Below are 10268 nucleotides of genomic sequence, written 5' to 3'. Positions count from 1 at the left end.
GCCCCGGCCTGCCGCAAGAGGATCGCCGCCGCCGCCGGCTGGTCCGGCGCAGCCACGTTCTGACCATTCTGGCCGCCTGGCTGATCACCGTACCGATCTCCGCCACGCTCGCGGCCGGTCTTTATGCCGTCCTGCGTCTGTTCACGGCGCTGAGCTGACGCCAGACGTCCCGCGCGCGCTGTCCTGTGGCCGCTGACTGCCGCAGCCGGGGTCCGCTGGCGCCTCCGTCTGTCGCAGGGCCGCGACCAGTTCAGCCGTGAGCGGCGTCGCCACGCCAAGGTCCGCGCCCAGCGCCAGCAGCCGCTCCAGCGCCGCCCGCATCGCGGCAGGCGGGGTCACGCCCGAGGCATCGCGCCAGCCGAGCCACCAGGCGCCCCCGAGCCACCGGGCGACCGGGGTTGGCACAGGCGGGGCCCGCAGGATCCATGCCCGCAGGGTCAGCGGCAGCCCCTGTCGCCCCCTCGGTCGCAGACCCGCCCGCTCCAGAACGCGGAGCGCCTCGGTCAGATGGTCCGCCAGGCCCCGACGAACGCCCGGATCCCGCAGCGCCAGACCCGGCGAAAGCCCCGCCAGTTGGGCGGAAACCGGCAGCAGATCCTCCAGCAGCCGCCCCCAGTGAAGCGCCGCCACATCCCGCCGCAGCGCCACCTCCAGGCAGGGGACATCCAGCTCGCGCGCCACGGCGCCACTTGCGGCGTCCAGGATCAATGGCCCGGTCCCCTGACGGTGCAGCTTAATCGCCGTCGCAGCGGTAGCAGCAGCGGCGCTTGTCGCCCCTTCGCATGTCGCAACACCGTCGGCGCCCGTCAGGTCGCGCACGTGCCAGGGGATCAGCCCCGGCCAGCCCCGGCCCTCCGGCAGACGGGCCACAAGCGGGTCCTCAGGACAGGCGGCGGACTGCAGGCTGAGCACCGGCGTCGTGACCAAGGAGATCTTCGCGATCCGGTCCGCGAGGTCGAGCACATCGACATCACCCCCGGCACAGTCGGCGACAACGATCAGCGCCGCCGTGCTCAGCGGGGCCAGGTCCTGGGTGCAACGCAGGGTCTCTGCCCCGATGCGTGCCTCCAGCCCGCCCGGGTCGGTCAGCGCCATGCCATGGTGGTGGAACCGGGCGACATGGGCGGAGGGGGCGATCCAACAGACGTCATGCCCGGCAGTGGCCCAGAGACCGGCGCAAAATCCGGCCATTGCAGGCTCCCCCAAGACGACAATCTGCCCGTCACGCATCTGTCAAATCTCCCTGATCACCACACTTGTCTGGTTCATTTCCCACGCCCACCCGGCCAGGTCGCACGGTCGCGCCCCACTGCGGTCCGCCCGGTGCCGCAGCGCGCCAAGCGCCGGGCCATCAGGCCCGGCGCCACGCCCAACGGGCGCGTCAGGGCGCCTGCGCCCTGACTGGTGCCGGGCGGGAGTATCCCCTTCTGTGTGCTGGCAACCTGTGTGCTGGCAACCGTCGCAACGCTGCTCCGTGGCCTTGCGACGCAGCCTCTCACACGCCGAGGCACCAGCGCATCACTGCCTTTTGCGCATGCAGCCGGTTTTCCGCTTCGTCGAAAATCACCGACTGCGGACCATCCATCACCGCCGAGGTCACCTCTTCTTCGCGGTGAGCTGGCAGGCAATGCATGAACAGGGCGTCGGGCTTGGCATGCGCCATCAGCGCGTCGTTCACCTGATAGGGCCGCAGCATGTTGTGGCGCCGTTCCTTGGAAGATTGGCTGTCATGCATCGACACCCAGGTGTCGGCAACGATCAGATCCGCACCGGCCACCGCCTTGGCCGGGTCGCGCTCGATCGTGATGGTGGAGCCAGCGCGGCGGGCCAGGCCGACGAACTCCTCCTCAGGGTCGAGCTGCGACGGGCCGGTAAAGGTCAGGTCAAACCCGAACTGGCCGGCCGCGTGCAGGAAGGACGCACAGACGTTGTTGCCGTCCCCGGTCCAGACGACTTTCTTGCCCCGGATCGGGCCACGATGTTCTTCGTAGGTGAGAATATCCGCCATGATCTGGCAGGGATGGGTGCGATCGGTGAGGCCGTTGATCACCGGCACGTCGGAGTATTCCGCCATTTCCGTCAGCACGGTTTCGTCAAAGGTCCGGATCATGATCAGATCCACATAGCGCGACATCACGCGCGCGGTATCGGCGATGGTTTCGCCGTGCCCAAGCTGCATGTCCTTGCCCGAGAGCACCATGGTCTCGCCCCCCATCTGGCGGACGCCGACATCAAAGGAAACCCGGGTCCGGGTCGAGGGCTTTTCGAAGATCAGGGCCACCATGCGTCCGGCCAGGGGCTGTTCGTCATCCGCCATGCCTTTCGGCCGGCCGGCGCGGGCCGATTTCATCGCCGCCGCCTGGTCGATGATGCCGCGCAGGTCGTCGGGCGAGGTTTTGTGAATGTCGAGGAAATGTGTCATGCTCAGTCGCTTTCTTGAAACCGGAGAGGCGGGGCTCTGCCCCGCACCCCGAGGTATTTTCGAAAAGATGAAGGTCAGCCCGCCGCAACCGCCGTGGCTGCCGCGTCCAGACGGGTCACGGCTTCGTCGAGTTCGGCCTCCGTGATGGTCAGGGCCGGCAACAGGCGGATCACGTTGTCGGCGGCGGGCACGGTGATGATTTCCGCCGCATAGCCGGCCTTGACCACATCCGCATTGAGCGCCTTGCATTTGAGGCCAAGCATCAGCCCGGAGCCGCGGACCTCTTCAAAGACCTCTGGATGGGCGGCCACCAGGCCTTCGAGTTTCTGGCGCAGCAGGCCGGCCTTGCGGTTGATCTCGGCCAGGAACTCCGGTGCGGCGACGATGTTCATCACCGCATTGCCGACGGCACAGCCCAGCGGGTTGCCGCCATAGGTGGAGCCATGGGTGCCCACCGTCATGCCGGCGGCTGCGGCCTCGGTTGCGAGCACCGCGCCCAAGGGGAAGCCGCCGCCGATGCCCTTGGCCACCATCATGATGTCGGGCGTGATCCCGGCCCATTCATGGGCAAACAGCCGGCCCGTGCGGCCAACGCCACATTGGACCTCGTCAAGGATCAGCAGAATGCCCTGCGCATCACAGAGCGCCCGCAACGCCTTGAGATCCTGATCGGGCATCGGCTTGATGCCGCCTTCGCCCTGCACCGGCTCCAGCAGGATCGCGGCCGTCTTTTCGTCGATGGCCGCGGCGACCGCCTCCTGGTCGTTCCAGGGCAGGTGCACGAAGCCGGGCAGCAGCGGGCCAAAGCCCTTGGTCATCTTTTCAGAGCCGGCCGCGGCGATGCCCGCCGAAGAGCGGCCATGAAAGGATCCGTCGAAAGTGATGATTTCCACCCGCTCCGGCTGGCCGGCCTCATAATGGTATTTGCGGGCCATTTTCACCGCCAGCTCGCAGGCTTCGGTGCCTGAATTGGTGAAGAACACCGTATCGGCAAAGGTTTCGGCCACCAATTTGTCGGCCAGCGCCTGCTGCTGCGGGATCTGGTAGAGGTTAGAGACATGCCAGAGCGCCTGCGCCTGGGTGGTCAGGGCGTCGACCAGGGCGGGATGGCCATGGCCGAGGGCATTGACCGCGATGCCGGAGCCGAAATCGAGGAATCGGCGGCCATCTGCCTCGACAAGCCAGGAGCCTTCGCCTTTGACAAAGTTCAACGGCGCGCGGTTGTAGGTCGGCAGTACGGAAGGGATCATCGGGATCGTCCTTTGCAGGGTCGTGTTGACAGGATCGGGTTTGCAGAGGTTGCGCAGCGGGTCAGAGCCAAATCAGTGCCCCACCCCGGTGGTTTGGTCAATCATCAGCATGGATGTGGGTCCGGGAAACGCAGGCTTGGGTGGGGGCATCGCAGGATATGGGGAGCGAAGCGCAAGATCAAAGGGCACGGCGCGGGGCCGTGGGTCAGGCAGATTGGCGTCGGCGTCGGGCGGACGAAAGAAATGCATGTTTGATCATAGGAAGGCTCCATAACGGAGGAATCACGGCGTGAAAACCCCCTTTGACGCCTCTGTTGGCACAATTTGGACGCAGGCGCCGGGCCGGCGGCCCCGTCGCGGACAAGACCAGCCCGGACCGCCGGGGGATTGCGCCGGAGGTGCAGGCGCGCATTTCGGCTTGCCTTTGGCGTCGCACTGACGCACCGGTAGTGACCATGACGCATGAGACTCCCCAGAACCCGCCCCTGGCGGCCGCGCTGATCCTGCTGGCCACCGTATTCATCGCCGCCACGACCCTGCTGGCAAAGGCGCTTGGCACGGCAACGCTGGGTCCGGCACTGCATCCGCTGCAGATCAGCCAGGGGCGGTTTGTCTTTGCCTTTATTGCCATTTCGACGGCGGTCGTGGTTCTGAAACAGAAGATACGCCAGCCGCATCTCGGCCTGCATATCGGGCGGTCCACCTTCGGCTGGGGGGGCGTGACGCTGATGTTCGCCTCGGTGGCTTTTATCCCGCTGGCGGATGCTACGGCGATTTCCTTTCTCAACCCGGTGATCGGCATGGTCCTTGCGATTCCCTTTCTGGGCGAAAGGGTCGGACCCTGGCGCTGGATGGCGGCCCTCATTGCCCTGGGCGGCGCGCTGGTCCTGCTGCGCCCCACGCCCGAGAGCTTTCAGCCGGCGGCGCTGCTGGCCCTGGGGGCGGCGCTGGCGATGGGGGCGGAGCTGATCTTCATCAAGAAACTGGCCGGGCGCGAGCCGCCGCTGCAGGTGCTCTGGGTCAACAACCTGATCGGCATGGCCATCGCCAGCGCGGCCGCCCTTGCGGTCTGGCAGATGCCGACGCCGGCCCAATGGGGCGCGCTGGCGGCGCTGGGGGTGATGATGGCGGCGGCGCAGGCCTGTTTCATCAACGGCATGGCGCGGGCCGATGCATCCTTTGTCGCGCCTTTTGCCTATGGCACCCTGGTGTTTGCCGCGCTTTATGATGCGTTGATCTTTGCCATCCTGCCGGATGCAATCACCCTGTTGGGGGCGGGGATCATCCTGTCGGGGGCGGCACTTCTGGCCTGGCGTGAAAGCGTCAACGGCAAGCGGCCCACCGTCACGCTGCGCCGCCCGGCCCCCTGACGCGGCCAGAGGGCAGCCGCCTGTCAGGGGTCGCGGTGGCTCAGGCCTTCAGCCGATAGCCCGTCCGCAACATCTGCCAGGCCACAAGACAGATCGCCGCCGTCGCCAGCAGGCAGACCAGCGCGCCAAAGGCCGGATCGCTGTCGGACACCCCGATCATGCCAAAGCGCACCCCGTCGATCAGGTAGAACACCGGGTTCACATGGCTGACCGCATAAAGCACCGGCGGCAGGGCCTCGACCGAATAGAAGGTGCCCGACAGAAACGCGAGCGGCGTGACGATGAAGTTGGTAATCGCGGCCATCTGGTCGAATTTCTCGGCAAAGACCCCGGCCAGAATGCCAAGCCCGCCCAGGAAGGCCGCTCCCAGCACCACAAAGCCCAGCGTCACCAGCGGATACACAGGCACCAGCCCCAGGACCAGGACCAGCCCGAGACAAATGCCGACGGCGACCATGACCCCCCGGACAATCCCGCCGGCCAGATACCCGATCAGGATTTCCAGCCCCGACAGCGGCGGCATCAGCGTATCGACGATATTGCCCTGCACCTTGGTGATCACAATCGAAGAGGAGGTATTGGCAAAGGCGTTCTGGATCACCGTCATCATCATGATGCCCGGCGCCAGAAAGGACATGAAGGGCACCCCCATCACATCGCCGCGCCGCGGCCCGATGGCGATGTTAAAGATCAACAGGAACAGCGCCGCCGTCACCATCGGTGCCAGCAGCGTCTGGGTGTGGACCACCAGGAACCGGGTAATCTCGCGCCCGGCGAGGGTCCGCAACCCCAGCCAGTTCACCCGCCCGAACCGGCGCTCGCCCAAGGCGACGCGATATCCTGCCTGCGTGCTGTTGTCTGACATGATCACCCCCGATTTGTTTCCGCTGCATGCATAAAGGCTGAACAGTGGGATGCAAGGCACTGATCTTCCCCAGGACCAGCCGCGTTCATGACTTGTATCTCGCCCGCCAGTAATTAATATAGGGCGAGAACTTGGAATTCGATGGCGGCCACAGGTTACTTGAGGCCGCTATTAGCTTTGAAAGGCACCTAATGTCCTGGACAGACGAGCGCGTCGAACTGCTCAAGAAAATGTGGGGCGAAGGCCAGTCGGCCAGTCAGATCGCCAAAGAACTCGGTGGCGTGACCCGCAATGCGGTCATCGGCAAGGTCCATCGTCTCGGTCTGTCCAACCGCACGACTGGCGGCGCCAAACCAGCTGCCGAGCCCAAGGAAAAGCCGGCGCCCAAGGTGGCCGCCAAACCCAAGGCGCAGCCCAAGACCGAACCGGCCCGCCCCGTGACGCCGGAACCGGCCGCCGCGGCCCCGGCGGCCTCTGCTTCGGCGGAAAGCAAACCCTCGGTGCCTGCCCGCAAGCAGATCATCCCGGCCGGCCAACCGCTGCCGCCGCAGCCCTCCGCCAATGAAATCAGCCCGGAGGCGCTCGCCAAGGTCAACGAGATCGAGAAGAAAGCCAAACGGCTGACCTTGATGGAACTGACAGAGCGCACCTGCAAATGGCCGGTGGGCGACCCCGCGACCGAGGATTTCTGGTTCTGCGGCCTGCCTGTGCAGCAGGGCAAACCCTATTGCGATGCCCATGTCGGCGTCGCCTTCCAGCCGATGAGCTCGCGCCGAGAACGCAAACGCTGACCCCGTCGCGGCCGGGACGCCTGGCCCGACACCACAAGCGCACAGACAGACAAAGCCCCCGGACCCTTTTGATGGTGTCCGGGGGCTTTGTCTTTCAGGCCGTCGCCCTGCCCCAGCGGGCAACCGCCGCCACCACGCCGGCGCTGGCTGACGGGGTGTGGGCAGAGCGGCGGCTGATGCCAGGCCGCCCCGCCGCCGCCCGGGCCCTTAGCCCTTGTCCGGCGCCTCTGATGTGAAATTGGGGATTGTGTTGGTCGAAGCCGGCTTTGGATCGAGGCTCGGCCAATTGCCTTGCGACAGGGTCAGGTTGCCGGGAATGTCCTCTTCCCAGAAGCTGACCACATTTTCCGTGATGTTCAGATAGAGCTTGTCGTCGATGATCCGCCACAGGTTCGGATTGCCCGGCACCTTGCCGCCCTTGGCGACGCCATAGGCGCAATGGCCGTCATACTGCGGCACGTAATGCGCGGGGTTTTCCAGAAACGTTGCCCGGTTCGCCTCGGTGGCAAAGGCAAAGGTCGATCCGTTGTACTCCGCCGTAATCGCGGCAGAGCCGGGAACCGCGGCAGGCTGGGCCGTGCCGACCGGGGATTGCTCCAGCGTCCGATAGGCCACGACATCAAAGCCGGAAACGGCAAAGCCGGTCTCATCGACGAACTGCTCCCCTGCCAAGGCGGCACCTGCAGTCGTCAGCGCCATTACAGCGGCGAAGGTGAAATGTCTCATGCGAAAATCCTTTTGTTGCGCGTCAAGCCCGCGCCGTCGCTGATCCCGTCCCGCGCCCGTCGCGAGACCTGCTGCGAAGATACCCGAAGCCGTTGATTTGCGAAGTGGGTCTCACAGCTCTGTGTTGCGCACGGAGCCTGCGTGATGGACCCGTGATTGGCCTGTGATTGGCCTGCGACGGGCCGGTGACGGTACAGTGACGTGCAGGGGGGGATGTGCAGGGAGCAACCGGACGTTCGGTCGCGCCCCGCGCGCGCCTCATCCCGCACGTCAGCCCGTCCGCGACGTCCCAATGGGGCCGAGATGGGTGACCGTGAAACCTTCGGTGGTTTTCAGGCCATATCCCAACATGCGATCAAACCCGGAATGGGCCAGCAAAAGCGCGCCCACTTCCCACCAGATCGGCATCTGCAACAAATGTCCGATCGCCAGGGCCAGCGCCCCAAAGGCGTAGACATGCACCAGATTGTAACAAAAGGCGCCGACGCGCCGGCCCAGCGCATAGGCGACAAAGCTGAGATCCGGCGCGAAGAACACCAAAATGGCCGCCCAGAGCGACAGCACCGACTCCGCCCCTGCATACAGCCACAGACCCACGGCGCAGATCGCCGCGCCCTCGGCCTTTTGCCACAGGATCACGCCGGCACCGCCTGCCATCAATCGAGCCTCCGCACCACGATCTGATTGCCCTCACCGCGTTTGGTTTCCAGGATCTTCATGGTCGCGATCAGGTCCGACAGCTTGCGCTTGCCATAGCTGCGTGTGTCGAAATCCGGCGAGGCGGCGGTGATATACTGGCCGATCTGCCCGAGCGAGAACCATTCGTCCTCCTGGCTGATCGCCTCCATCGCGCGCAACACCAGCTTTTGCGGATCTTCCAGTTCCGTCGGCGCCTGATCGTCCTGCGCCAGATTGGCCAGCTCGGCCGCCTTGGGCTTGGCGACCTTGGGTTTGGTGGGCGGCGGCGGGGTGTCGTTTTGCAGGTTCTCCACATAGATGAACCGCTTGCAGGCCCGCACAAAGGCCGCCGGCGTCTTGCGCATTCCCATTCCATAGACATCCAGCCCCTGCTCGCGGATCCGACTGGCAAGCCGGGTGAAATCGCTGTCCGAGGAGATCAGCACAAACCCGTCAAACCGCCCGGAATGCAGAATATCCATCGCGTCGATCACCAGCCCGATGTCAGAGGCATTCTTGCCGGTGGTATTGGCGAATTGCTGATGCGGCACAATGGCCAGGGCCGCCAGCCGGTCCTTGGTCCAGCCCTGCGGCCCGCCGCCGGAAAAGTCGCCGTAAATTCTGCGGATGCTCGCCTCCCCCAGCGAGGCAATCTCCTCGAACATCGCCTCGCCGTATTTGGCAGAGATGTTGTCCGCATCAATCAGCACCGCGAGAAGAGGGGGTTTGTCGCTGTTGCGCATCGGGGATCCAGTCACGTCAAAGGGGTTTGTTCCATACATACGCATCTGGGCGGAAATGAAAACCACGCAAGCGACAGAGCGCCCAAGTCGCGCATCCGCACCGCCGCACCGCCACTAAAATGCCGTGTGACGGAAAATTTACCCCGCACAGACCTTCCAGTCATTGGAATTTTGAGTATCGTTCCCACCTGATACCCGGCGCAGCCATTGACCGGCCGCGTTTGCGGATATTCTGACACGGGAAGAAAGAGGCTCTCCATGAGTGATACGACCTATACCCCCCCGAAGGTCTGGACCTGGGACCAGGCAAGCGGTGGCAAATTTGCCTCCATCAACCGCCCCATTGCCGGCGCCACCCATGACAAGGCGGTGCCGATTGGCGCGCATCCCTTCCAGCTCTACTCGCTGGCGACGCCCAACGGGGTGAAGGCGACGGTGATGCTGGAGGAGCTTTTGGAGGCCGGCGTCAAGGAGGCGGAATATGATGCCTGGCTGATCAACATCGGCGAAGGCGACCAGTTCGGGTCCGATTTCGTTGCCATCAACCCCAACTCCAAGATCCCGGCGCTGCATGACCGGTCCGGCGCCGCGCCCGTGCGGGTGTTTGAAAGCGCCTCGATCCTGATGCATCTGGCCGAAAAATTCGGGCATTTCCTGCCCAAGGACGGTGCCGCGCGCACCGAGGTGATGAACTGGGTGTTCTGGCAAATGGGCTCCGCGCCCTATCTCGGTGGCGGCTTTGGCCATTTCTATGCCTATGCGCCCGAGAAATTCGAATACCCCATCAACCGCTTCGCGATGGAGGCCAAGCGCCAGCTGGACGTGCTGAACCGGGAACTGGCGGAAAAGACCTATATCGCCGGGCCGGATTACACCATCGCGGATATCGCGATCTGGCCCTGGTATGGCCAATTGGTGCTGGGTCGGCTCTATGAGGCGGCCGAGTTCCTCGACGTGGAGAGCTACGAACATGTGATGCGCTGGGCCAAGGCCATTGATGCGCGTCCCGCCGTGCAGCGTGGCCGCATGGTGAACCGCGCCTTTGGCGAGCTGTCGTCGCAGCTGCGCGAACGCCACGCCGCTTCCGATTTCGAAACCAGGACCCAGGACAAGCTGGAGCCGGACGCCGCCGAATAATCCGGTCTCCGGCACCGCCGGGACCCTTACGCGTCCTCACAAGTTAGAGACCGAGACCGCGCCGCCCCCGGCGCGGTCTCTTGCGTCACAGACGTGCCCTGTTCTGTTCTGCTCTGTCCTGCCCTGCCCCGGGCGACCGCCTGTCGGACGCGCTCCCTGACGACCAGACGGCCACCGACCTCAGGATCGGCCACAAGGGGGAGGCTCCCGCGCCCGCAGGTGGATAGGCCCTTCGGGCGATCCCCCTTGGCGGCCTTGGGCCGCGCCTGCGGCCCCGGTCCGGGGC

General features: G+C 65.1%; 10 protein-coding genes. 3 read left to right on the top strand and 7 right to left on the bottom strand.

Features of this window, described 5'->3' with window-relative positions; translation table 11 throughout:
• Positions 1-141 precede the first annotated feature (141 nt).
• From TRIHO_RS03220 to TRIHO_RS03210, 3 genes are all read right to left on the bottom strand, one after another.
• Complete coding sequence (locus TRIHO_RS03220; RefSeq protein ID WP_068240362.1) at positions 142-1230, bottom strand: 2-dehydropantoate 2-reductase N-terminal domain-containing protein; 1089 nt, start codon at positions 1228-1230, stop codon at positions 142-144.
• Positions 1231-1495: 265 nt separating this feature from the next.
• A complete protein-coding gene (gene argF, locus TRIHO_RS03215) occupies positions 1496-2422 on the bottom strand; it encodes an ornithine carbamoyltransferase (RefSeq protein ID WP_068240360.1) in 927 nt (308 codons plus the stop codon).
• Positions 2423-2496: 74 nt separating this feature from the next.
• On the bottom strand, positions 2497-3672 hold the full coding sequence (locus TRIHO_RS03210; RefSeq protein WP_068240358.1) for an aspartate aminotransferase family protein: 1176 nt from the start codon (positions 3670-3672) through the stop codon (positions 2497-2499).
• Positions 3673-4127: 455 nt separating this feature from the next.
• Here TRIHO_RS03210 and TRIHO_RS03205 point away from each other — a divergent pair, with 455 nt between their 5' ends.
• Entirely contained in the window at positions 4128-5042 is a 915-nt protein-coding gene (locus tag TRIHO_RS03205) for a DMT family transporter (RefSeq protein WP_068240367.1), read from the top strand.
• 40 nt (positions 5043-5082) lie between these two features.
• Here the strand turns inward: TRIHO_RS03205 and TRIHO_RS03200 are convergent, their stop codons facing one another.
• Positions 5083-5907, bottom strand: a complete 825-nt coding sequence (locus TRIHO_RS03200; protein WP_068240364.1) for an ABC transporter permease — start codon at positions 5905-5907, stop codon at positions 5083-5085.
• A 191-nt stretch (positions 5908-6098) separates the two neighbouring features.
• Here TRIHO_RS03200 and TRIHO_RS03195 point away from each other — a divergent pair, with 191 nt between their 5' ends.
• Entirely contained in the window at positions 6099-6698 is a 600-nt protein-coding gene (locus TRIHO_RS03195; protein ID WP_068240356.1) for a GcrA family cell cycle regulator, read from the top strand.
• A 207-nt stretch (positions 6699-6905) separates the two neighbouring features.
• Here the strand turns inward: TRIHO_RS03195 and TRIHO_RS03190 are convergent, their stop codons facing one another.
• The 3 genes from TRIHO_RS03190 to TRIHO_RS03180 form a co-directional block, all read right to left on the bottom strand.
• Entirely contained in the window at positions 6906-7424 is a 519-nt protein-coding gene (locus TRIHO_RS03190; protein WP_068240354.1) for a YHS domain-containing (seleno)protein, read from the bottom strand.
• A gap of 270 nt (positions 7425-7694) precedes the next feature.
• Complete coding sequence (locus tag TRIHO_RS03185) at positions 7695-8081, bottom strand: DUF4260 domain-containing protein (protein WP_068240352.1); 387 nt, start codon at positions 8079-8081, stop codon at positions 7695-7697.
• Positions 8081-8845 (bottom strand): NYN domain-containing protein, encoded by a 765-nt coding sequence (locus tag TRIHO_RS03180; RefSeq protein ID WP_068240350.1) that lies wholly within the window; start codon positions 8843-8845, stop codon positions 8081-8083. Before TRIHO_RS03180 ends, TRIHO_RS03185 begins: the two co-directional genes overlap by 1 nt.
• 258 nt (positions 8846-9103) lie before the next feature.
• On the opposite strand from TRIHO_RS03180, the gene yghU reads away from it, so the two are divergent.
• The gene (gene yghU / locus TRIHO_RS03175) at positions 9104-9982 is read left to right on the top strand and encodes a glutathione-dependent disulfide-bond oxidoreductase (protein ID WP_068240349.1); all 879 of its coding nucleotides are present in this window, start codon (positions 9104-9106) and stop codon (positions 9980-9982) included.
• The last annotated feature ends 286 nt before the right edge of the window (positions 9983-10268 follow it).

It is taken from the genome of Tritonibacter horizontis (assembly GCF_001518015.1).
Classification (GTDB): domain Bacteria; phylum Pseudomonadota; class Alphaproteobacteria; order Rhodobacterales; family Rhodobacteraceae; genus Epibacterium; species Epibacterium horizontis.
Note: the sequence above shows the minus strand (reverse complement) of the source record. Positions and strands in the feature narration are given on the sequence as shown.

Bases quoted from the DNA above. Each gene is read 5' to 3' on its own strand.
- TRIHO_RS03220 (WP_068240362.1), bottom strand. From the start codon at position 1,230: ATGCGTGACGGGCAGATTGTCGTCTTGGGGGAGCCTGCAATGGCCGGA.
- yghU (WP_068240349.1), top strand. From the start codon at position 9,104: ATGAGTGATACGACCTATACCCCCCCGAAGGTCTGGACCTGGGACCAG.
- TRIHO_RS03180 (WP_068240350.1), bottom strand. From the start codon at position 8,845: ATGCGCAACAGCGACAAACCCCCTCTTCTCGCGGTGCTGATTGATGCG.
- TRIHO_RS03210 (WP_068240358.1), bottom strand. From the start codon at position 3,672: ATGATCCCTTCCGTACTGCCGACCTACAACCGCGCGCCGTTGAACTTT.
- TRIHO_RS03185 (WP_068240352.1), bottom strand. From the start codon at position 8,081: ATGGCAGGCGGTGCCGGCGTGATCCTGTGGCAAAAGGCCGAGGGCGCG.
- TRIHO_RS03200 (WP_068240364.1), bottom strand. From the start codon at position 5,907: ATGTCAGACAACAGCACGCAGGCAGGATATCGCGTCGCCTTGGGCGAG.
- TRIHO_RS03190 (WP_068240354.1), bottom strand. From the start codon at position 7,424: ATGAGACATTTCACCTTCGCCGCTGTAATGGCGCTGACGACTGCAGGT.
- argF (WP_068240360.1), bottom strand. From the start codon at position 2,422: ATGACACATTTCCTCGACATTCACAAAACCTCGCCCGACGACCTGCGC.
- TRIHO_RS03195 (WP_068240356.1), top strand. From the start codon at position 6,099: ATGTCCTGGACAGACGAGCGCGTCGAACTGCTCAAGAAAATGTGGGGC.
- TRIHO_RS03205 (WP_068240367.1), top strand. From the start codon at position 4,128: ATGACGCATGAGACTCCCCAGAACCCGCCCCTGGCGGCCGCGCTGATC.